We start from the raw sequence: 20,997 nt of genomic DNA on the forward strand, positions 1-20,997 counted from the left end.
GCTTTAATTTGGGAGGAAAACAGAAATGAGCAGAAACGAGAGTATTCGCAACATAGCAATTATTGCCCACGTAGATCACGGCAAAACGACGCTGGTGGACAGCTTGCTTAGGCAAAGTGGACTTTTTAGAGAAAATCAACAGGTTGAAGAAAGAATTTTAGATTCTAATGATTTAGAGCGGGAACGGGGAATTACCATTTTGGCTAAAAATACTTCTGTGCGTTATGGCCACACTAAAATTAACATTGTTGATACCCCCGGCCATGCTGATTTCGGCGGGGAAGTAGAACGGGTATTAAAAATGGTTGACGGGGTACTGCTGCTGGTAGACGCTTTTGAAGGACCGATGCCCCAGACCCGCTATGTACTGCGCAAAGCATTGGAGTTAAACTTAAAACCGATTGTGGTAATCAATAAAATTGACCGTCCGGAAGCCCGCGTTAAAGAGGTAGAGGATGAGATATTAGAATTGTTTATTGAACTGGAGGCCAACGATGAACAGCTGGATTTTCCGGTATGTTATGCTTCCGCTCGCAACGGTATTGCCACTCTTGACATAAACCTACCGGGTGAAAATATGCGTCCGCTCTTTGATTTGATTATTAAACACGTACCTGCGCCGGAGGGCGACCCGGACGGCCCGCTGCAGCTTTTGGTAAATAACACCGAGTATGACTCTTATCAAGGCCGTATGGCGATAGGTCGGGTACAACGGGGTGTAATAAAATCGGGCCAGCAGGTAGCTTTAATTCGCCATGACGGTACGGTGGTGCCGGCAAAGCTGGGTCGGCTTTATTCTTTTGAAGGGTTGAAACGGGAGGAAATTAAACAAGCCCCGTTCGGTGAAATTGTTGCTTTTACCGGATTGGAGGATGTGAGAATTGGTGATACCGTGGCTGATAAAGATCAGCCCGAACAGCTGCCCCCGATTTCTATTGATGAACCGACATTAAAAATGAATTTTATGGTTAATGACAGTCCCTTTGCCGGCAAAGAAGGTAAATATGTTACTTCCCGGGAAATTAGGGCACGTTTATATAAAGAAACAGAGAAAAATGTCAGTTTAAGGGTTAGCGATACTGAAAGCCCCGATTGTTTTGAAGTTGCCGGCCGGGGCGAATTGCACCTATCAATTTTAATTGAAACGATGCGCCGTGAAGGTTATGAGTTGGCTGTTTCCAAACCGGAAGTGATCTTTAAAAGGGAAGATGGCGTATTAAAAGAGCCAATGGAGAAGCTGTATGTAGATATCCCGGAGGATAAAATGGGGCCGGTGATGGAAATATTAGGCAACCGGAAAGCAGAAATGCTAAATATGACCAACATGGGCGGCGGTCAGCTGCGGCTGGAATTTAAAATACCCGCCCGGGGATTGATTGGTTTCCGCACCCAACTGCTTACCGAAACCAGAGGGCATGGTGTAATGAACCATGAATTTTATGGTTATGAGCCATATAAGGGTGAAATCAACCGCCGACACCAAGGGGTATTGATTGCCTATGAAACCGGTGAAGCTACCGTTTACGGCTTGCATGGGGCACAGGACAGGGGAGTATTGTTTATTGAGCCGGGAACTAAAGTATATGCCGGAATGATTGTCGGTGAACATTCCCGTGAACATGATTTGGAGATTAATGTTTGCAAGAAAAAACACCTGAACAATTTGAGATCCAGTACCGCGGAGGCGGCATTACGCTTGGATGAGCCGCGCAAATTAAGTCTGGAGGATGCACTGGAATACTTAGGGGATGATGAATTGCTGGAAATAACTCCCACCAGTTTGCGCCTGCGGAAGAAATATCTAAGCAAAGAAGCACGGGAAAAAGCGAGAAAATCCGGCCGGTCGGCGTAAACAAAATGGACAGCTTAAAGATTGTGGTTGATGCGGACGCCTGTCCGAAGACTGTGCTGCAAATTTGCAAAAAGTTAGCGGCGGAAAATAATTATCAACTGTGGACGGTAGCTAACTTTAATCATCAAATTGATTCCCCAAACCATATTGTGGTTGGCGGTGATTCACAGGAAGCCGATCTGCGCATTGTAAATCTGTGTGCACCGGGAGACATTGTAGTTACTCAGGATTGGGGACTGGCCGCGCTGGTTTTGGGGAAAGGCGCGGCGGCAATATCGCCTAAGGGTAGAATTTTTCGCAACGAGACGATAGATTTTTTACTGGAAGAGCGGGAGATAAAGGCAAAACTGCGCCGCTCGGGCAGGCGAACCAAAGGGCCGCATAAAAGAACTAATCAAGATGATTTGCGTTTTGCCGCAGCACTAATGGGATTGATTAACGAAATGAAAAATAAAAATGCCCTTGACTAGTCCAAGCCAAGGACGGTGCGCAAAGCTTTAATATGCCGGCATTGAAAGTCGGGGCTGAAGCGGGAACGGAATATAAAAGTACAGCAATTGCAGCTGGTTGGGGTAGTAGTTAATTCATAGCGGCAATCATAGTCGATGACGTTGGCGGTACCTTCATCAATTAGGTAAACAACTAAATCACCCACTTCATAAGGCGTGTTAATTTCCGGTTTTTTACCACTCATGTATATATCAACCCTTTCAGAAAATATCTGTACGCATGCAAAACATTTTATCATATCTGCCCTAAAAACTCACTAAGCCGGAGGTAGAAATTTTTTGCTCCTAACCTCCGGCTTAGTCCTTTTGGAATACGGAATGGGACAACTTAGCGGACCTCCTTATTGTTCATTTTCTTTGGCCATATAATTTTCATTGTCTTCTTCCAATTTTTCCAGACCGATGTCTCGCAGAATTTCTTCGATTAATTCTCGGCGCATAGCTTCACCTCCTTATAGATTTCCGATAATTATACTACAGCAAATTTAAAACGGTAATATATTTTATATTATTTTATAATAAATTTCAAGGATTTATCTGCACGTAATGTTAAAATATAAGTAATTATTATTTTTTAAGGGTTTACATAAATAAATGATTCGGAAGAACACTGTATAGCGGGTATAGGACTTAATTTAGCGGATATATATAATTAAGAACTATTAAGGGGGCGGAAAATTGTATAAACAAGTGCGCTTTGATTACTCTAAGGCTTTGGCCTTTATTGAAGAACATGAAATTTTTAATTTGGCGCCGCAGGTAAGAACTGCACATGAAATGCTACATAATAAAACCGGGGCAGGGAGAGAATATGCCGGCTGGGTAGATTGGCCGCTTAATTATGACCGGGAAGAATACAACCGCATTAAACAAGCTGCCGAGCGGATTAAAGCAGATTGTGATGCGTTAGTGGTAATCGGTATTGGCGGTTCTTATTTGGGGGCACGTTCTGCCATTGAAATGTTAGGACATGCTTTTCATAACCAACTGCCGAAAGGGCGGCGCAAGGCTCCGGAAATTTATTTTGCCGGTAACAATATGAGTGCACGTTATCATCTGCAGCTGTTAGAAGTGTTGGCCGATAAGGATATTTGTGTCAATGTTGTTTCCAAATCCGGAACCACCACTGAATCAGCGGTAGCCTTTCGCCTATTCAGAGAACTATTGGAAAAGAAATATGGCAAGGATGAGGCAAGCAAGAGAATTTACGCTACCACTGATAAAGAAAAGGGAGCTTTAAAAAAGTTAGCAAATGAGCGGGGTTACGAAACTTTTGTCATTCCCGATGATATCGGCGGCCGCTACTCGGTACTGACTGCAGTAGGCCTTTTGCCCATTGCGGCAAGCGGCGCGGATATAGACAGCATTATGGCCGGGGCGGCAGATGCATGCAGCAAATATCAAAGTGCGGATATTGATAAAAATCACTGCTATCAGTATGCGGCAGTGCGCAATGCTCTGTACAGAAAGGGCCGGACAACGGAAATTTTGGTGAATTATGAGCCGACACTGCATTACTTTGCAGAGTGGTGGAAGCAGTTATTTGGCGAGAGTGAAGGAAAAGATCAAAAAGGAGTTTTTCCGGCGGCAGTAAATTTCACCACGGATTTACATTCTCTGGGACAGTACATTCAAGACGGCTTACGCAATATATTTGAAACGGTAATTCATATCGAAGCGCCTAATGAAGATATAACTTTAACCGACGATCCCGAAAATATAGACGGTTTAAACTTTTTAAGCGGCAAAACTATGGATTATGTCAACCAAAAAGCTTTTCAAGGTACCATGCTGGCCCATGCTGACGGAGGGGTGCCTAATTTGGTTGTGCACGTGCCGCAAATTAACGAGTATTATTACGGGCAAATGGTATACTTTTTTGAAAAAGCCTGCGGCATCAGCGGCTATTTGCTGGGGGTAAACCCCTTTAATCAGCCGGGTGTGGAGGCATATAAGCGCAATATGTTTGCTTTATTGGGCAAGCCGGGTTATGAAAAAGAAAAGGCGGAACTGGAAAAAAGACTGTAAAGCCGGAAGCCGTTTTGCCATTTACGTTTCGCAAACACGCCGGCACATATAAATGAAGGGGCTAAGCCGCCTTCGGGCGGGCGGCCTGTACTTTCATCCTTATTTTTTAATTAAGATGAAAGTGAACTCGGAGCAAAGCTCCTCAAACAGTCCTCGGCGCTAATCCACCGGCGGGGGTAGAGCTCTGCCCAAACGGCCAAAGGCAAGATTATCGGTGTGTTGTAGGGGCCGGCTTCCATGGCATCTGTGTGGAATGTACGGACATATATATCGTTCTTTACCGTTGAACGGTCATCAATAAAATTTTAGGGCACAGTCTTGACCGTACCCCTTGTTATCAATAACGGAACGGTTAAGACTGTGCCCTACACTTGGAGCCTGCAAAAGTTTCCATGAAACCGTTACGATAGGCCGGTGGACACGCCTGCCTGTTAATAGCTTATAAAATCTTGCTTAAAAATTCTCTGGTGCGGGGGTGTCTCGGGTTAGTAAAAATTACTTCCGGTGTGGCTTCTTCCAAAATGCGTCCCCCGTCCATAAATATTACCCGATCGGCAACTTCCCGGGCAAATCCCATTTCATGAGTAACAACCACCATGGTCATGCCTTCACGGGCTAAATTTTTAATTACTTCCAATACCTCACCCACAAGTTCCGGGTCCAGTGCACTGGTGGGTTCGTCAAACAGCATTGCTTTTGGCTGCATGGCTAATGCACGGGCAATTGCCACCCGCTGTTGCTGTCCGCCGGAAAGCTGAGAAGGGTAGCAATCGGCTTTATCGGCTAATCCTACTTTGGCCAGCAACTCCATTGCTCTTTTTTTTGCTTCTTCTTTGGGAATTTTACTTACCGTAACCGGACCTTCCATTACGTTTTTCAATACCGTTAAGTGCGGAAACAGGTTAAACCGTTGAAACACCATGCCAATTTGACTGCGCAGTTTATAAACGTTTTTGCGCTGATCATCAACTAAGCGGCCGTCAGGTAGCCTGACCTTACCTACCGGCTGATTATCCACTGTAATATAGCCGCTGTCGATAGTTTCTAAATAGTTTAGGCAGCGTAAAAAAGTACTCTTGCCGGAACCACTGGGGCCGATAATTACCACTACTTCACCTTGTTTAACGGTAAGGCTGACATCTTTTAGCACTTGAAGCTTACCAAAGCTTTTACATATATTTTCAGCAACAATCATACAGAAATAAACCTCCCGTTAAGCTTCTTCCGATATGGCCAAACGTTTTTCTAGACGATTAAGGATATAAATAAATACCGTAGTCATCATTAAATATATAGCCCCAACAGTTAAATAAATTTCCAGCGAGCGGGCATAGGTGGTATTAAACAGCTGTCCCTGGCGGGTAAGCTCAACCATACTGATAATCGAAACCAGTGAAGTGTCTTTCATTAAGGCAATAAATTCGTTGCCCATGGGGGGAATCAGGCGTCTGTAAGTTTGAGGCAAAATTATACGGCGCATTGCCTGGGCATAAGACATGCCCAGTGACAGTGCCGCTTCCATTTGTCCTTTGTCAATTGACTGAATGCCGGCGCGAATGATTTCTGCAATATAAGCGCCGCCGCAAATACTTAAACCTAAAATTGCCGCCGGTTTGGCATCCAGTTGAATTCCTGCGTGGGGCAGGCCGTAATAAATGATATATAACTGCACTAACAGCGGAATGCCGCGGATTACCCAAGTATAAAAACCGCCTATTGCTTGTAAAATTCTAAAGCCGGATATTTTCATTAATGCAATAATTAAGCCGATTATTGTTCCATAAAAAACAGCTTTTACGGTTAATTCAAGGGTTATTAATGATGCTTGTAAAAGGGGAGGCAATATTTTTGACAAAAATTCTATATCCAGTGGACCGATTTGCATATTTACACCCCGCCTATGGCTTTAAGTTTTGATCTTTTAGCGTCTAAAGTTTTTTAGGGCGCGATAATACGCGCCCTATTATTATATCAGAAGTACTACTTTTTTTGGTTGGAAATTTGCTTACTTTTCGGGGTAAGCAATCATATCCTTACCGTCAAACCACTTTTTGGAAATCTCTGCAAGAGTTCCGTCTTCCATCATTTCCAGTAGTGCTTTATCCAGTGCTTCTTTCAATTCGGTGTCACCCTTGCGCAGGCCGATAGCGTATAAATCGTCAACCAAAGGCTCTTCTACTAACTTGTATTCCTCTGACTCGGCAATATAATCTTCTGCAGTGGTTACGTCAACAACAATTACATCGACGCGACCCAGTGATAATTCTTGGAATGCTTCCGGATACTGGTTGTAAAGTTTCAGGTTTGCTTCATCAATAATACCGTCTTCAACTAAGGATTTGCAGGCTTCATAACCGGAGCTGCCGGCTTGGGTTGCTACTACTTTGCCTTTTAAATCTTCGCCGGATTTAATATCATTGTTATCTGCTTTAACTACCATGCCGATACTGGCATTTACGTAAGGAATAGAAAAGTCTATTACTTTTTTGCGTTCTTCAGTAATACTCATGCCGTTAATTATAGCATCGAACTTGTTGGCATTTAGTGCACCGGTAACACCGTTCCAGTCGGTGGGAATCCATTCAATTTCAAAGCCCAGGCGCTTGCCCAGTTCAGCACCCATGTCAATATCGAAACCAATCAGTTCATTGTTTTCATCACGGAAGCCCATTGGTCTAAAGGTATCATCCAAGCCTACTCTTAATACTCCGGTTTCCTGAACAATTTCCCAGGTTGACTTTTCAGTTTGTTCGTCTGCCCCTTGCTCATTCGCTGCCGGCTCTTCGTTGCCGCCACAGCCTACCGCTACCAGTGCAACAGCCATTACCAGCACCAGCAGCCAAAGGATTTTTTTGCTTTTCATCTTTCTCCTCCTTAACTAATTGTTTCTCTAAATATGTATTCTGTTAACAGTTTAACTAACTAAAGTAATAAAGTCAAGCCACATTTATTAAAATTAACAAGGATATATTTAATTCTTGTCGAAAAATTATAATCAAAAAATGGGTTATTTAGGAAGTGTTTAATTAATGCATAACAGTTCCATTTTTGCCTTGGACATCGGCACGCGCAGCATTAAAGGGATAGTGGCGGAGCAGGTCGGAGATAAGTTAAAAATTAAGGCGCAACATCAATTAGAACATGAAAGCAGAGTAATGTATGACGGCCAAATTCACGATATTTTTAAAGTAGCAGAGGGCGTAGCCGAAGTAAAGGCTTATTTAGAAAAAAAGATTGGCAGTAAATTATCGCGGGTAGCTATCGCTGCTGCCGGGCGTTCCTTAAAAACTGTGCAGTGCCGGGTTGATCATGATGTAGATGAGACATTGGAAATAGATACAAGCTTAGTACGCAGCTTAACGATGCTTGGCCTGCAAGAGGCCCGCAAGGTGCTGGAAAACGAATTAAACTGCAGTGGGTTTTACTGCGTCGGCCACAGCGTGATTGGTTACTATCTGAACGATTATCCAATAACTAATCTTATCGGCCACCGGGGTAAGCGGATTGGTGCGGAACTGTTAGTTACTTTTCTGCCGGATTCTGTTGTTAACAGCTTGTACGCCGTGTTAGAGCGGGTAGGCTTAGAGCCGGTGAGTTTAACCTTGGAGCCGATTGCGGCGGTAGACGTTGCCATCCCCGAAGAGATCAGAATGCTTAATCTGGCTTTAGTGGATATCGGAGCGGGTACATCGGATATTGCCATTAGCGATTACGGCTCGATTGTTGCTTACGGTATGGTACCAATGGCCGGCGATGAAATCACCGAGGCGATAGTTGAGCAACTGCTGGTTGATTTCAATACTGCGGAACGAATAAAACGGCAGCTGGTGACCGGAAAAAATATCCTTTATCAGGATATCTTAGGGATAGAAAATGAAGTGACGGTTGAAGAAGTGATAAAAACAGTTGAACCGATGCTGGAGAAACTGGCCGATAACATTGCCGCTGAAATTAAGCGCCTAAACGGAGAGCGGTTCCCTAAAACCGTTTTTTGTATCGGCGGAGGTTCGCAAATTCCTTTGTTAGCTGAAAAGATAGCACAGCGGCTGCAGCTGCCGAAACAAAGGGTAGCGGTGCGAGATCGGAAGGCGCTGAGTAATGTAGTCAAGCCCAAACAAGATGTTATTGCCGGACCGGAGGGCATTACCGTGCTGGGTATTGCCGCTGTGGCTTTAAAGCAAGCCGGCCACGACTTAATTACCGTAACTGTCAACGGCAGCGAGTGTACCCTGTTTAACTCGCGAAAGTTAACCGTTGCCGATGCTTTAGTAACGGTTAATTATAATCCGCGGGATTTATTGGTGGTAAACGGCAAGAACCTGTCTTTTACTTTGAACGGTGAAGTTAAACGGGTTAGCGGTCAATTAGGCCAACCGGCGCAAATAACGGTTAACGGACAGGCTGCCCATTTGCAAACGCCGATAAAAAACGGCGACCAAATTGAAGTGCAGAAAGCGCAACCGGGAAAAGATGCCGTATTAACACTGGCAGAACTGGTTCAATCATCCGGTACAAATATACAACATGTGCTGGTAAACGGTCAGCCGGCACAAGCAGATTATTTGATACAAGAGGGCGATTCCATCGAGTTTATTGCCAAAACTAAACCGGAAACCCGGTGCGAGCCGCAACCGAAACCGGCCGAAGAACCGGCGAGAAAACAGTATATTACCGTAACCGTCAACGGTGAAAAGGTGGAGCTGACAGGTTTAGATAAACCTGTTTTGGTAGATGTGTTTAACTATATTGATTTCAATATTAACGAAGCCAAAGGCATGGTTGTGCTAAAAGTTAACGGCCAAAAAGCGGGCTATGTCCATCCTTTACACGACGGCGATGTGCTGGAGATATACTGGCAGGAAAAGGATTATGGGATATAAACGAGACCAGGCGGGGTGTCATCCCCGCCTGGTTGTTTATATGTGTAGCTGGTTATGGATGTAGGATAAGTAGGCGACCTACTTCAGTAATGAAAAGACGGTTTTTAGCCGCCAAGGCATTTGACCTTATGCTTTCGATTAGCCCGCTAATTCAAAGCGCATTGCTAACGGAGGATTAGCGCCGAGGACTCCGATTAAAAATCAAGGATGAAAGTACACGGCCGCAGGCGCCCTTTAATCCCCAATGCCAAATACTTCTGCCGCTTTGTTATATGCCAAATTCTCAATAATTTTCGGATCAACACCGTGTTCTTTTAAATAGTTTACCGCTTTAATTACTCCGGTACAGTCATTTTCGTGAAAATTACTGTAGTCGCTGTTCAGCATGCCGTGGGCAAAGCGATCCAAATCTTTTAATAGTGCTTCCGGCGGCACATTTTTCTTGCGGATAGAGATAGCGGGTATGGCGCCGAAATCGTCTATTTGATCGATGGTATCTGTCATTGTGTGGTCAATGACCAGCAGTTTAGGGTCAATACCAACCTGTGTGGCGATTTCAAAATACATATCTACGGTTTGTTTACGGTTTTGAGCCGGTGTGTGCATAATACAGGGCTTGCCGTATTCTTTAGCTACTATGAGATGTGCTTTAACTACATCCCGTTCTAGTTGGCTGTTGTTATTCATGCCAATTTCACCGATTGCTACCACGGTAGGTTCATTGAAAAATTCCGGCAGTCGGTCTATAACCCTAGGCCAATCATGAGGAATGCCGGTAGGATGCAGCCCAACAGCGGTATAAAGTTCAATGCCCAACTTGCTGCAGATATTGCGGTAAAAATCATAGGTTTGCCTAAAGTGATCAAAATAACTTTCCGCATGCTGCGCCCTAGCAACTACCGCACAGCTAATCATTTTAGTAATCCCGCCTTGGGCCATTGCCATTAGCCCTTCATAAGGCATGGTAGTGACGTGCACGTGACTGTCAATAAGCCGCATGTACTTGTCCCCCTAATAATAAACGGTTGACCTTAACGTTTTGTCCAGGCCAAAGCAGTTTTATTACCGGCTCAACAATTTCACTGATGCCGCTGGTATAAAACAGTTCCCTTCCCGGCCGGTTGTTTTTATTGTTTAGCGCCGATTGCTCGAGTACGCGGGCCGTTTGCCTGGCGACTGCTTCTCCGGTGTCAATGATCGTAATATCGGGCCCAACTATTTCTTCAATTAGCGGGCGTAAAAACGGATAATGGGTGCAACCCAAAACAATGGTATCGGCATTTTGCTCTAACAGCGGCCTAATGTATTGAAATAGCATTTTTTTTGCTTCTGGGCAATTAATTTTACCTGCCTCGACCAACTCCACCAAACCGGGACAGGGTTGGGTTACTACCTTAGTTTTGGTGCAATAACGGTTAACCAGGCTTGAAAAGCGATCTCCGGAAAGTGTAACACCCGTTGCCAGTACGCCGATGGTGCCGGTTTTGGTAGCGTTAACCGCCGGTTTAACTGCCGGTTCAACGCCTACTACCGGTACTTGATACCGCCGGCGAATATCATCAAGGGATACAATGGACGCTGTATTGCAGGCTACTACCAGCAGTTTTGCTCCCTGAGAAATTAGAAAATCGCTGATTAAAAATACCCGTTCTTTAATTAATGCCGGCGACTTTTCGCCGTAAGGGCAGTAAAGGGAATCAGCATAATATATTAAATCCTCTTGAGGCAAACGTTTTCTAATTTCCTTAGCTATTGACAATCCACCGACACCGGAATCAAAAATGCCTATTGCTGCAGAATTTTTCATTTGAACACCTCATTCCTAATATATTATAACCACTGCCAATTAATGTAGCAACTTAATGGAAAATCATTGCGATAACCATCAAAATGTACCAGACATGTAAATTCGTAATATGAAAATAATATAATTGAAAGGAGTGAAAATAATGTACACCGCTAAAGAATTAGGAATCCAAGTAAAAAAAGCACGAATGCACCGCAGCAAGAGAAGCGGGGAAGAATTTACTCAAAAACATTTAGCTGCTAAAATCGGCGAAACGACAAAGTGGGTTAGAAAGCTGGAAAAGGGTGAGTTTTATCCCGACTGGCATGCTTTAAACTTTATAGCAGATGTTTGTGGTGTAGATATAGAGTTTTTAATCGGTGAAAAAATGGATGAGATTGAGTACGAAGAAGCGATCAAAGGGGGCGAAGTAGCAGCAACTATTGACAACCAAGATTTAAACCACCATAGTAGTTAGTTTGTTCCGTGGTAAAATAATATTTATCAGCAATTAATATATACCTATTGCCAAATATCCCTTAGGGTTGTAGAATTTGAATATAACTGAATATCACCGGGGGAGCCTATGTTTTAGGCTGAGAGTGGGCTTTTGAGCACCAGACCCTTTAACCTGATCAGGGTAATGCCTGCGTAGGGAAGGTTGATTTTTTCTTGTAAGCACACCTTAACTACGGGTGTGCCTTTTTATTTATGGCTTAAATTTACAAGCTTAGAATAATTTACTAAGATGCGACAGGAGTGTGAATAATGGCCGTAATTATTGCCGGCGGGGAAATTACCGATTACCAAAAAATCAAAACCCTTATTTCTGCCCAGGACTATATAATTTGCGCTGACGGAGGGACACGCCATGCACGGGCTTTAGGACTTATTCCACAGCTAATTATCGGTGATATGGATTCTGTTCTGCCCGAAGAGCTGCAGTATTATCAGCAACGGGGGGCAACCGTTTACCGTTATCCCCGTGAGAAGGATGAAGTAGACACCGAATTAGCCCTTCGGGAAGCGCTGAACAGCGGTCAGCGCCATATACTGCTTGTTGGTGTTACCGGCGGCAGGCTTGATCATACACTGGCTAACATTCATTTGCTGGTGATAGCGGCAAATGCGGGGGTAAAGGCGGTGATGGTTGATGAAAGGCAGCGCATTACACTTATCACTCCGAACATCCCGGCAAAATTGACCGGTTGGCCGGGAAAGCTGCTTTCGCTGCTTCCTTTAACCACCGAGGTAACCGGTGTTAAAAGTCGGGGATTAAAATGGGAACTTAACGGGCGAACTTTTACGGTTGGCAAGCCCTTTGGTATCAGCAATCAGTTTACCGGCAGTATTGCTGAGATCAGCGTTAAAGAAGGTTTTCTGCTGTGTATTTCAGAGGAATAAAACAAGGAGGGAAAAATTATGGCCAATGTTAATTTAAGTTTACAGGTTATACCGCAGGTTAAGGCGGAAGAGACATACTCGGTGGTGGACAAGGCTATAGAAGTCATTCAACGGTCAGGCGTGAAGTATGAGGTAGGCCCGATGGAAACAACCATGGAAGGGGAATTGGATAAACTGCTGGAGATAGTTAAAAAGGCGCAGCAGGCATGTGTAGATGCGGGCGCATCCCGCGTAATTTCTATTGTCAAAATTGATTATGTGCCCGGTGGCGTAACCATGGAAGAAAAAGTAGCTAAATATCGGGTGCAAAAGTAGGATAATGAGTCGAATTAAGTACCGCTACCCACTGCTTTTTATTCTCGGGCTGCTGCTGTTTTGGGAATTGCTGGTAAGAATCTGCCAATACCCCAAGTACCTGCTTCCGGCACCAAGGGATATCCTGGCGACGCTGCCGGAAATGTTGCCGATACTGTCAATGCACAGCCGTTATACTTTGCTGGCCGCACTGGTTGGTTTTATCTTGGCCATTGTGATAGCGTTAATCCTGGCAGTGCTGATGGATATATCCCCCATGCTGCGCCAAGGAATGTACCCCCTGTTAGTTATCTCCCAAACGGTGCCGATTATTGCGGTTGCTCCGCTGTTTATCATTTGGTTTGGATACGGATTGTTACCCAAAGTGATTGTAGTGGCTTTGGTTTGTTTTTTCCCGGTGGTGGTTAGTTTAACCCAGGGAATGCAAGCCGGCGATCCTGATATGGTTAACCTGCTGAAAGTTATGGGGGCAAGCACCTGGCAGATAATTAAAGAAGTGCGCCTACCGGCTGCGCTACCTTCCTTTTTTGCCGGATTAAAAATTGCCGCTACTTACAGCATTATGGGCGCGGTAGTCGGTGAATGGCTGGGGTCCAGCAAAGGCTTAGGAGTGTACATGACCCGGGCACTGCATTCCTTTCAGCTGGATCGTATATTTTGTGCTATTTTAATTATTGCCTTGTTAAGTGTGCTGCTGTTTATGTTGATTGAAATAATCAGTAGAATGGCGATGCCTTGGTATTACAAACAAACAAGATAGGAGGAATGAACTTGAAAAAGTTTGTTTTTGTATTACTTTGCCTGCTGTTAATCATCGGCTTGTCCGCCTGCGGCCAAAAGGAAGAACAGGCTGACAATAAATCACCAAATGGGCAAAATGAAAAAATAACCGTCATGTTGGATTGGTATGCGAACACCAACCATACCGGGCTGTACGTAGCTAAAGAAATGGGCTGGTACGCAGAACAGGGGTTGGACGTAGAAATTATTGAACCTACTGAAGGGGCGACAACCCAACTGGTAGCTTCCGGCAAAGCTGACTTTGGTGTTAGTTATCAAGAAGATGTGACTATGGCCCGGGCCAATGATGTGCCGGTAGTATCTATTGCTGCGGTAATACAACACAACACATCTGCTTTGGCTTCCAAAAAAGAAGACAACATTACCACGCCTAAAGATTTAGAAGGAAAACGTTACGGCGGTTGGGGGTCACCTTCCGAAGAAGCTACTATTAGAGCAATAATGGAGAAGAACGGTGCTGACTTTTCAAAAGTAGAGTTAATTAATCTCGGACAATCTGACTTTTTTACCGCTTTAGAACGGGATATTGACTTTACCTGGATTTATTACGGTTGGGACGGCGTTGAGGCAGAAAGAAGAGGGTTTCCGCTTAATGTCATCATGCTAAAAGATCTTGATCCGGCATTGGATTATTATACGCCGGTGTTAATCACCAGTGAAGAGAAGATAGCTAAAAATCCGGAGCAGGTAGAAAAATTTATGGCAGCAACTGCCAGGGGCTATCAATATGCGATTGAAAATCCGGTTGATGCGGCAGAAATCTTATTAAAATATGCTCCTGAACTAAATAAAGAACTGGTTGTTGCCAGTCAAAAATGGCTTGCTCCCAAATATCAAGAAGATGCCGAACGCTGGGGCGAACAAAAATTGGAAGTGTGGGAAAATTACGCCCGCTGGATGCATGAGCAGGGATTACTGCCGGCAGAAGTTGATGTAAAAAAAGCGTATACTAATCAGTTTCTTCCCTAGAGTGAACGATGCACAAAATAGAAGTTATTGATGTCAGCAAAAGTTTTACTGTTAAAGGACAAGTGACGCCGGTACTGGAGCAGGTATCACTGCATGTGCAAACCAATCAGTTTGTCAGCTTGTTAGGCCCCAGCGGGTGCGGTAAAAGCACATTATTCAATATAATTTGCGGGCTGGTTGATTTAGACAGGGGCAGTATATTGCTGGACGGTAAAGAAAGCCGGGACGGCAGGCAGTTAAGTTATATGCCGCAAAAGGATCTTTTAATGCCCTGGCGGCGGGTCATTGATAATGTCACTTTGCCCCTGCGGTTAGCCGGTGTCAACCGTCGTGCCGCTGTTGAAGAAGCAATGTCGCTGTTCGATATATTTGGCCTTAAAGGCTTTGAAAATCACTATCCGGCAGAACTGTCCGGCGGGATGCGCCAGCGTGCCGCTTTAATGCGCACCTTTTTAACTAAAAGAGATATTATGCTGCTGGATGAACCCTTTGGCGCCTTGGATGCAATCACCAGGTTTAAAATGCAGACCTGGCTATTGGATATTTGGCAGCAATTTCAGCGCACGATTTTATTTATTACCCATGACGTAGATGAGGCTATTTACTTGTCGGATAAAATTTATGTGCTGTCAGAACGTCCGGGCCGGGTAAAGCTGGAAGTTGCCGTCCCTTTACCGCGACCGCGCACACCGGAGATTATTACCGACAGCGAGTTTATTAAAATAAAAAAGGCCATTTTAAAAGCGTTGGAATAACTAAAAATGCTCCCCTTACGGGGGGCATTTTTAGTTTCTCAAAGGCTTGAGGTAAAATCCGGGCTGCCAAAAATTCATAAAAATATCTTTTATGGAAAATTTTTGTCTTTACATCACCATTATTTAACTTCGCCAATATACTACATTAATCGTGAAAACAAAAGTGGTGATGTAATGTTGGAAATAGCGTTAATTGGCTGCGGGGCATGGGGCAGCAGTTATTTAAAAACGTTAAGCACCATGCCGGATGTTAAATTAGCCTATGTTTGTGACTTAAATCAAGACGTGATCCAAAAAGTGAATAGGATAAACAGTCAAGCTAAGGTAATTACGGATTACCACCGCCTATTAAATGACCGTGATGTGCGGGCGGTAGTGATTGCCACACCGCCACCGTCACATTATCAAATTGCAGCTGACTGTTTAAGCGGCGGTAAATCGGTACTGATTGAAAAACCAATGACTACAGACCTGAAAGATGCCGAAAAACTGGTGGAACTTGCCGAGCAAACCGGTCAGGTATTAATGACCGGCCACTTAATGGAATACCACCCGGCAGTAGAGTTGTTAAAAGAATTTATCAGACAGGGAATGTTCGGTGAAATTAAATTTCTAAACTTTGAAAGGACAAACTTCAATGTTTACCGCCATGACGTCAATGTACTGTGGGATTTGGCAGTACATGACTTAACTGTGCTTAGCTATTTGCTGGATCGCGAACCTAAGGGGTGTTGGGCTAAGGGCATCAATTGGCAAGGCAAATTGCCCTTAGGAACCGCTTTAATAAGTCTGAAATATGCCGACGGCATTTTGGCGCATATACATGCTAATTGGCACTACTGCAAAAAAGCAAGGCAGTTTACCGTGGTGGGTACCAAAATGGCGGCAGTTTTTGACGATACTAGAGACTTTGATAAAAAATTGTTGCTCATTGAAGCTAACGGCGCGCAGCGTTATGTGCAGGTGCCGCCGGTACAGCCCCTTTATTTGCAGTGTGCTCATTTTATTGACTGTATTGTGAATAACAAATCGCCGCGTACCGGTGGTGCCAATGCGTTGAAAATAATGAAACAAATAGAGCAAATACAAAAATCCTTAGATGAAAATCAACCGGTTAGCCTATAAGGAGGAAGTTATGAAAGTTAGATTTTTTTCTGCGGAAGATACGGCATTGTGGGAAAGGTTTGTTAAAGATTCTCGCAACGGCACCTTTATGCAGTTGCGCAATTTTTTAAATTACCATCCTCCGGGGCGATTTACCGATGCTTCCTTGATGGTATTTGGCAAGAAGGACAGTTTGTGGGCGGTAGTTCCGGCGGCAGTGAAAAATGAAGGTAAAAAAAAGGTGCTGTGTTCCCATCCCGGTGCTTCGCATGGGGGAATTATCGTAGGGCACAACCTTAAATTGACCAAAGCGCTGCAAGTGGTAGAGAAAATTAAGGAATTTGCCCGGGCAAGCGGATTTGCTGCCGTTGAATTAAAAAATGTACCGCGCATTTACCACAAATGGCCCTGTGATGAGTTAGATTATGCTTTGCGTTATCATGGCTTTACTATTTGCCGGACGGAATTAGGCACTGCCATGCCCCTTCAGTATTATCACGAAAAAAAATCAGACAGCACTGCACTGAGAAATGCCCGCAAAGCAATAAAAAACGGGCTTACGGTTAAAGAAAGCGACGATTTGCGGCAGTACTGGTCAATACTGACAACCAATTTGGCCAAACGGCACCAAGCTAAACCAACTCACACTTATGAAGAAATTATTAATTTATCTCAAAGGTTTCCCGATAAAATTAAACTTTTCGGCGTTTATAAAGGAGATGTGCTTTGTGCCGGCACATTGGTGTTTATTCTCAATGAGCGGGTAATTAACTGTTTTTACATTGCCCACAATGAGGAGTACCAAAAGCTGCGCCCACTGAATTTATTGTTTTATCAACTGATTAAATGGGGTATTAAACACAACTATCATTTTTTAGACTGGGGCATTTCTACCGAAGACGGAGGAAAAAAAGTAAACAGCGGGCTGTTTAATTTTAAAGAAAGTTTTGGCGGCCGCGGTGTGCTGCGGGAAGTTTACCGACTGGATATTGGCTAAATAAGCAGTTTTGCAGATAAAGGAGGGAGCTTATGCGCATTTTATTTATTGATTGTGATCCCCAGTATGTCAACGGTTTGCCGGCCGGCTTTAGGGAATTGGGCGTTGATGTGATGGTGATGCAGTCACTGAGTAAAGAAGACTTAGAAATCAACTACGAATTGTTTCAGCCGGATTTGATTTTTACCGCCGGTTGGACCAAGATGCATACGCCGGAAAACTTAAAGCTACTGGGTGAATTTGCCGAAAAACATAAACTGCCCCATTGTTACTGGGCCACCGAAGATCCCAGATGGACTAAAGAATGGTCTATTCCCTACATTGAATTAAGCAAACCCACCCATGTCTTTACTATTGATCCGGATTCCGTTCCTTTTTATCAAAAGATGGGTTTGGTTTCTGCTTACCTGCCCTGGGCCTGCAACCCGCAATATCATCGTCCGGTAGCGCCCAAAAAAGAGTATTGCTGCGATATTGCCGTGGTAGCGACCGCCGGGATAACCTGGCAGGGCTTTCGGCGGGAGGCGGTGCGCATATTGCTAAAGCCCTTAGTGGAAAGGGGCTACGATTTAAAAATCTGGGGCAAACGTTGGGATAGGTTAAACTCGGATCTGCTTGGTTTTACCGTTCCGGATAAATATCTCTGCGGCAAATTGCCTTACGAAGAAACCAATGCAGTATACAGTTCAGCGAAGATTGTGCTCGGTATTCAAAACCGCACTGATGAGCTGAACTCCCGCACTTTTGAAATTATGGCCGCCGGCGGATTTATGCTTGCTCCCGACACGGAGGCCATCAGGAATAATTTCCAGCCGGATTATCACCTGGCCACATCCGGTGATGAATGTGAAACACCGATTGTGGTTGATTTCTATTTAACTAATGAACACTTACGGAAAAAAATTGCCGAGCGTGGGCGGGAATTGGTAATCAAAAAACATACCTATACGCATCGGGCGAAAGAAGTGTTGAAAGTTGTTGCACGAGAGTAATGAGCTGCAAACGACAATAAAAAGGCCGGTAACGGTAAATGGGATAGATATTTACGGAACCCGTTACGTGACTGCAGTTTTAGAACCGGCAGAGGAAAATACCGGGATTGTCTTTGTGCGTGAAGATTTGCCCCACAGCCCCCTGGTGCACTGCAGCAGTAAAAATGCCCGGGTTAGCAGCCGCTGGACTACTTTGGTAGACCGAGGTGTGCGGGTGGAACACACGGAACACATTTTGGCGGCAATGGCCGGGATGGGAATAAGCAACATCATTATTCGCTTAAATTCCCCCAGTGTTCCTGTTGTTGACGCTTACAGCTGTCGGGATTTTGTTACCGCTGTGGTTAAGGCGGGATTGCAGAGGCAAAAAGCCCTTCGGCGTTGTTTAACAGTGAAGCGTCCGGTGCTGCTAAAAGATTGTTTTTACCATGCCGGTAAGCGCTATGACAAGTACCTTGCCGCTCTTCCGGCGGATAGGCTGGAACTGATCTATATCTTGGATTATCCGGACGGATCCCTGCCGGCACAGGCTGCGGCTTACGAGATTACACAGCAAACCTTTATTGAGCAGTTGGCTAATGCCCGATCATTCATCACTGAACACGAGTATCAGCAGGTAAGCCGGCTTATTGGCCAAGGAATGGATTCAGTGCTGATTTTTTCTGCCGGCAGTATTCAAGGGTTAAGGTGGCCCAACGAGCCTTGCAGGCATAAGCTGGTTGATTTGTTGGGTGACCTTAGCACCGTTGGCTGTGACATTAAAGGCCGCTTTATTGGCTTTCGCAGCGGTCATAAATTAAATGTCGAATTGATTAAAACCTTATCCGAATGTGAAGGTGAGTGGAATGATTAACATTGCAGAACCCCAGGTGGGTAAGGAAGAAATAAATAAAGTGGTGGAAGTACTAAACGGCAAAATGTTGGCCAGTGGTGAGTATGTGCGGCAATTTGAAAAAGAATTTGCCGCCTATCACCAAGTGCAGCATGGGGTAGCCACCTCTTCGGGTACGGCGGCACTGCACGCTATGTTTGCCGCGCTGCCCCTTAAACCAGGGGATAAAGTTTTTACCACCCCCTTTTCTTTTGTTGCTTCTGCTAATGCTTTGCTTTACTGCGGTTTGCAACCGGTGTTTGTAGATATTGATCCCAAAACTTATAACCTTTCGCCGCAGGCTTTGGCTGCGGCGCTGGCAGAGCACCCCGACGGGAAAGCGATATTGGTGGTACACATTTTTGGGTTGCCGGCAGATATGGATGAAATATGTGAGTTGGCACGCCAAAACAAGCTGCTGCTGCTTGAAGATTGCGCGCAAAGTCACGGTGCGGAATACAAAGGAAAAAAGACCGGCACCTTTGGTACGGCAGCTGCCTTTAGTTTTTATCCCACTAAAAATATGACCACCGGAGAAGGCGGCATGGTAATCACCAACGATCAACAACTGGCGGAACGCATACGCATGTTTATTAATCACGGGCAATCTGCCCGCTACCGCCACGATGTGCTAGGATACAACTTTCGCCTGACCAATATTCAGGCAGCCATTGGGATAGAACAATTAAAAAAACTGGACTATTTTAACCGCAAACGCATCGCTAACGCCAATTACTATTTAACACATATTGAAAATGATAAAGTGCTACTGCCCAACACGCCGGCGGATCGCACCCATGTATATCATCAATTTACCGTCCAAGTGGAAGAACGGGAGCGGTTTATGGCTTATCTCAAGCAAAAGGGTATTGGCTGTGCGGTGCACTACCCCTTGTTAATTCCAAAGCAAAAACTTTACACTAAAGTCTACCGTTACAGTAATAGTTGGCCGGTAGCGGAGGCACTGTCAAACCGGTGTGTGTCTATTCCGGTGCACCCGGGTTTAAGTGCCGAACAATTACAATACATTGCGGAGGCAGTGAACAGCTATGTCTAAAATAATTGCCATCCATCAACCTAATTACCTGCCCTGGTTGGGGTATTTTCATAAAATGATGAACTGTGATTTATTCGTTTATGCCGAAGATGTGCAGTTATCAAATAAATCAGTTACCCATCGCAATAAAATTAAGTGTGCCAACGGCCCGCTGTTATTAAGCGTACCCTTGGCCACCAAAAGAGTTTTGATTAAAGATGTACTGATATTCAATGAAATTAACTGGGCACAGAAACACTACCAGTCTTTACAGCACTGTTATTCCCGCTCAAGATACTGGAAAATGTACCGGGATGATTTTCGGGAAATATACAGTAAAAAGTGGGAGAGATTGGTGGACTTAAATTTGGCTCTGATCAACTTAATCAGAGACATTTTGGGGATCAAAACGAAAACGGTGCTTTCTTCAACACTGCCCGATTTACAAGGTAGAAAAACCGAACGGATTATTGATATCTGTCGTAAATTAGGAGGAGATGTTTACCTATCCGGCGAAGGGGCCCGGGTTTATAATGATGAAACCGCTTTTAAAAACAGCAATATTGAGTTAAGGTATCAAAACTTTAAACATCCGGTTTACCATCAACTGTGGGGAGAATTTATACCCAATTTGTCGGCTGTTGACTTGATTTTTAACTGTGGCCCGGAAAGCAGAAAAATTCTGGAGGAATGTTAAG

At 44.5% G+C, this 20,997-nt stretch carries 22 protein-coding genes and 1 riboswitch; of the genes, 16 read left to right on the forward strand and 6 right to left on the reverse strand.

Features of this window, described 5'->3' with window-relative positions:
- Positions 1–25 precede the first annotated feature (25 nt).
- Positions 26–1,852: a translational GTPase TypA gene (gene typA, locus ACZ5NG_RS03275; RefSeq protein ID WP_464252570.1), complete on the forward strand. Its 1,827-nt coding sequence runs from the start codon at positions 26–28 to the stop codon at positions 1,850–1,852.
- Between the two features lie 5 nt (positions 1,853–1,857).
- Entirely contained in the window at positions 1,858–2,322 is a 465-nt protein-coding gene (locus tag ACZ5NG_RS03280) for a YaiI/YqxD family protein (RefSeq protein WP_464252571.1), read from the forward strand.
- Here the strand turns inward: ACZ5NG_RS03280 and ACZ5NG_RS03285 are convergent.
- A complete protein-coding gene (locus tag ACZ5NG_RS03285) occupies positions 2,319–2,546 on the reverse strand; it encodes a hypothetical protein (protein WP_464252572.1) in 228 nt (75 codons plus the stop codon). The two genes, ACZ5NG_RS03280 and ACZ5NG_RS03285, sit on opposite strands and share 4 nt — an antisense overlap.
- A gap of 493 nt (positions 2,547–3,039) precedes the next feature.
- Between ACZ5NG_RS03285 and ACZ5NG_RS03290 the strand changes: the two genes are divergently transcribed.
- Positions 3,040–4,389, forward strand: a complete 1,350-nt coding sequence (locus tag ACZ5NG_RS03290) for a glucose-6-phosphate isomerase (protein WP_464252573.1) — start codon at positions 3,040–3,042, stop codon at positions 4,387–4,389.
- A gap of 439 nt (positions 4,390–4,828) precedes the next feature.
- Here the strand turns inward: ACZ5NG_RS03290 and ehuA are convergent, their stop codons facing one another.
- From ehuA to ACZ5NG_RS03305, 3 genes are all read right to left on the reverse strand, one after another.
- Positions 4,829–5,584 (reverse strand): ectoine/hydroxyectoine ABC transporter ATP-binding protein EhuA, encoded by a 756-nt coding sequence (ehuA, locus tag ACZ5NG_RS03295; protein ID WP_464252574.1) that lies wholly within the window; start codon positions 5,582–5,584, stop codon positions 4,829–4,831.
- Between the two features lie 18 nt (positions 5,585–5,602).
- Complete coding sequence (locus tag ACZ5NG_RS03300; RefSeq protein ID WP_464252575.1) at positions 5,603–6,274, reverse strand: amino acid ABC transporter permease; 672 nt, start codon at positions 6,272–6,274, stop codon at positions 5,603–5,605.
- Between the two features lie 120 nt (positions 6,275–6,394).
- Positions 6,395–7,252: a transporter substrate-binding domain-containing protein gene (locus ACZ5NG_RS03305; RefSeq protein WP_464252576.1), complete on the reverse strand. Its 858-nt coding sequence runs from the start codon at positions 7,250–7,252 to the stop codon at positions 6,395–6,397.
- 166 nt (positions 7,253–7,418) lie between these two features.
- On the opposite strand from ACZ5NG_RS03305, the gene ACZ5NG_RS03310 reads away from it, so the two are divergent.
- Positions 7,419–9,269, forward strand: coding sequence for a cell division protein FtsA (locus ACZ5NG_RS03310; protein ID WP_464252577.1), 1,851 nt, complete (start codon positions 7,419–7,421; stop codon positions 9,267–9,269).
- Positions 9,270–9,503: 234 nt separating this feature from the next.
- On the opposite strand, the gene ACZ5NG_RS03315 is transcribed toward ACZ5NG_RS03310, so the two are convergent.
- Both ACZ5NG_RS03315 and murI read right to left on the reverse strand, forming a co-directional pair.
- Positions 9,504–10,268 (reverse strand): TatD family hydrolase, encoded by a 765-nt coding sequence (locus ACZ5NG_RS03315; protein WP_464252578.1) that lies wholly within the window; start codon positions 10,266–10,268, stop codon positions 9,504–9,506.
- Positions 10,255–11,076 (reverse strand): glutamate racemase, encoded by an 822-nt coding sequence (gene murI / locus ACZ5NG_RS03320; protein WP_464252579.1) that lies wholly within the window; start codon positions 11,074–11,076, stop codon positions 10,255–10,257. Before murI ends, ACZ5NG_RS03315 begins: the two co-directional genes overlap by 14 nt.
- A gap of 142 nt (positions 11,077–11,218) precedes the next feature.
- Here murI and ACZ5NG_RS03325 point away from each other — a divergent pair, with 142 nt between their 5' ends.
- From ACZ5NG_RS03325 to ACZ5NG_RS03380, 12 genes are all read left to right on the forward strand, one after another.
- Entirely contained in the window at positions 11,219–11,533 is a 315-nt protein-coding gene (locus tag ACZ5NG_RS03325) for a helix-turn-helix domain-containing protein (RefSeq protein ID WP_464252580.1), read from the forward strand.
- A gap of 88 nt (positions 11,534–11,621) precedes the next feature.
- Positions 11,622–11,731, forward strand: a riboswitch (TPP riboswitch).
- 92 nt (positions 11,732–11,823) lie between these two features.
- On the forward strand, positions 11,824–12,459 hold the full coding sequence (locus ACZ5NG_RS03330; RefSeq protein ID WP_464252581.1) for a thiamine diphosphokinase: 636 nt from the start codon (positions 11,824–11,826) through the stop codon (positions 12,457–12,459).
- 18 nt (positions 12,460–12,477) lie between these two features.
- Positions 12,478–12,774, forward strand: a complete 297-nt coding sequence (locus ACZ5NG_RS03335; protein ID WP_464252582.1) for a thiamine-binding protein — start codon at positions 12,478–12,480, stop codon at positions 12,772–12,774.
- 4 nt (positions 12,775–12,778) lie between these two features.
- Positions 12,779–13,534, forward strand: coding sequence for an ABC transporter permease (locus ACZ5NG_RS03340; protein WP_464252583.1), 756 nt, complete (start codon positions 12,779–12,781; stop codon positions 13,532–13,534).
- Positions 13,535–13,539: 5 nt separating this feature from the next.
- On the forward strand, positions 13,540–14,544 hold the full coding sequence (locus tag ACZ5NG_RS03345) for an ABC transporter substrate-binding protein (RefSeq protein ID WP_464252584.1): 1,005 nt from the start codon (positions 13,540–13,542) through the stop codon (positions 14,542–14,544).
- Between the two features lie 8 nt (positions 14,545–14,552).
- A complete protein-coding gene (locus ACZ5NG_RS03350; RefSeq protein WP_464252585.1) occupies positions 14,553–15,299 on the forward strand; it encodes an ABC transporter ATP-binding protein in 747 nt (248 codons plus the stop codon).
- Between the two features lie 174 nt (positions 15,300–15,473).
- The gene (locus tag ACZ5NG_RS03355) at positions 15,474–16,424 is read left to right on the forward strand and encodes a Gfo/Idh/MocA family protein (RefSeq protein ID WP_464252586.1); all 951 of its coding nucleotides are present in this window, start codon (positions 15,474–15,476) and stop codon (positions 16,422–16,424) included.
- A gap of 10 nt (positions 16,425–16,434) precedes the next feature.
- Positions 16,435–17,400, forward strand: a complete 966-nt coding sequence (locus ACZ5NG_RS03360) for a GNAT family N-acetyltransferase (RefSeq protein WP_464252587.1) — start codon at positions 16,435–16,437, stop codon at positions 17,398–17,400.
- Positions 17,401–17,432: 32 nt separating this feature from the next.
- A complete protein-coding gene (locus tag ACZ5NG_RS03365) occupies positions 17,433–18,392 on the forward strand; it encodes a CgeB family protein (RefSeq protein ID WP_464252588.1) in 960 nt (319 codons plus the stop codon).
- Positions 18,376–19,245: a UDP-3-O-acyl-N-acetylglucosamine deacetylase gene (locus ACZ5NG_RS03370; protein WP_464252589.1), complete on the forward strand. Its 870-nt coding sequence runs from the start codon at positions 18,376–18,378 to the stop codon at positions 19,243–19,245. The genes ACZ5NG_RS03365 and ACZ5NG_RS03370 overlap by 17 nt, the downstream gene beginning before the upstream one ends.
- Positions 19,238–20,320, forward strand: coding sequence for a DegT/DnrJ/EryC1/StrS family aminotransferase (locus ACZ5NG_RS03375; protein ID WP_464252590.1), 1,083 nt, complete (start codon positions 19,238–19,240; stop codon positions 20,318–20,320). The genes ACZ5NG_RS03370 and ACZ5NG_RS03375 overlap by 8 nt, the downstream gene beginning before the upstream one ends.
- Positions 20,313–20,996, forward strand: a complete 684-nt coding sequence (locus tag ACZ5NG_RS03380; RefSeq protein ID WP_464252591.1) for a WbqC family protein — start codon at positions 20,313–20,315, stop codon at positions 20,994–20,996. The genes ACZ5NG_RS03375 and ACZ5NG_RS03380 overlap by 8 nt, the downstream gene beginning before the upstream one ends.
- The last annotated feature ends 1 nt before the right edge of the window (position 20,997 follow it).

This window comes from Desulfovectis peckii (assembly GCF_055391705.1).

Excerpts from the sequence above, each read along its gene's own strand:
- typA (WP_464252570.1), top strand. The coding sequence starts at position 26 with ATGAGCAGAAACGAGAGTATTCGCAACATAGCAATTATTGCCCACGTA.
- ACZ5NG_RS03280 (WP_464252571.1), top strand. The coding sequence starts at position 1,858 with ATGGACAGCTTAAAGATTGTGGTTGATGCGGACGCCTGTCCGAAGACT.
- ACZ5NG_RS03285 (WP_464252572.1), bottom strand. The coding sequence starts at position 2,546 with ATGAGTGGTAAAAAACCGGAAATTAACACGCCTTATGAAGTGGGTGAT.
- ehuA (WP_464252574.1), bottom strand. The coding sequence starts at position 5,584 with ATGATTGTTGCTGAAAATATATGTAAAAGCTTTGGTAAGCTTCAAGTG.
- ACZ5NG_RS03300 (WP_464252575.1), bottom strand. The coding sequence starts at position 6,274 with ATGCAAATCGGTCCACTGGATATAGAATTTTTGTCAAAAATATTGCCT.
- ACZ5NG_RS03305 (WP_464252576.1), bottom strand. The coding sequence starts at position 7,252 with ATGAAAAGCAAAAAAATCCTTTGGCTGCTGGTGCTGGTAATGGCTGTT.
- ACZ5NG_RS03310 (WP_464252577.1), top strand. The coding sequence starts at position 7,419 with ATGCATAACAGTTCCATTTTTGCCTTGGACATCGGCACGCGCAGCATT.
- ACZ5NG_RS03315 (WP_464252578.1), bottom strand. The coding sequence starts at position 10,268 with ATGCGGCTTATTGACAGTCACGTGCACGTCACTACCATGCCTTATGAA.
- murI (WP_464252579.1), bottom strand. The coding sequence starts at position 11,076 with ATGAAAAATTCTGCAGCAATAGGCATTTTTGATTCCGGTGTCGGTGGA.
- ACZ5NG_RS03325 (WP_464252580.1), top strand. The coding sequence starts at position 11,219 with ATGTACACCGCTAAAGAATTAGGAATCCAAGTAAAAAAAGCACGAATG.
- ACZ5NG_RS03330 (WP_464252581.1), top strand. The coding sequence starts at position 11,824 with ATGGCCGTAATTATTGCCGGCGGGGAAATTACCGATTACCAAAAAATC.
- ACZ5NG_RS03335 (WP_464252582.1), top strand. The coding sequence starts at position 12,478 with ATGGCCAATGTTAATTTAAGTTTACAGGTTATACCGCAGGTTAAGGCG.
- ACZ5NG_RS03340 (WP_464252583.1), top strand. The coding sequence starts at position 12,779 with ATGAGTCGAATTAAGTACCGCTACCCACTGCTTTTTATTCTCGGGCTG.
- ACZ5NG_RS03345 (WP_464252584.1), top strand. The coding sequence starts at position 13,540 with ATGAACTTGAAAAAGTTTGTTTTTGTATTACTTTGCCTGCTGTTAATC.
- ACZ5NG_RS03350 (WP_464252585.1), top strand. The coding sequence starts at position 14,553 with ATGCACAAAATAGAAGTTATTGATGTCAGCAAAAGTTTTACTGTTAAA.
- ACZ5NG_RS03355 (WP_464252586.1), top strand. The coding sequence starts at position 15,474 with ATGTTGGAAATAGCGTTAATTGGCTGCGGGGCATGGGGCAGCAGTTAT.
- ACZ5NG_RS03360 (WP_464252587.1), top strand. The coding sequence starts at position 16,435 with ATGAAAGTTAGATTTTTTTCTGCGGAAGATACGGCATTGTGGGAAAGG.
- ACZ5NG_RS03365 (WP_464252588.1), top strand. The coding sequence starts at position 17,433 with ATGCGCATTTTATTTATTGATTGTGATCCCCAGTATGTCAACGGTTTG.
- ACZ5NG_RS03375 (WP_464252590.1), top strand. The coding sequence starts at position 19,238 with ATGATTAACATTGCAGAACCCCAGGTGGGTAAGGAAGAAATAAATAAA.
- ACZ5NG_RS03380 (WP_464252591.1), top strand. The coding sequence starts at position 20,313 with ATGTCTAAAATAATTGCCATCCATCAACCTAATTACCTGCCCTGGTTG.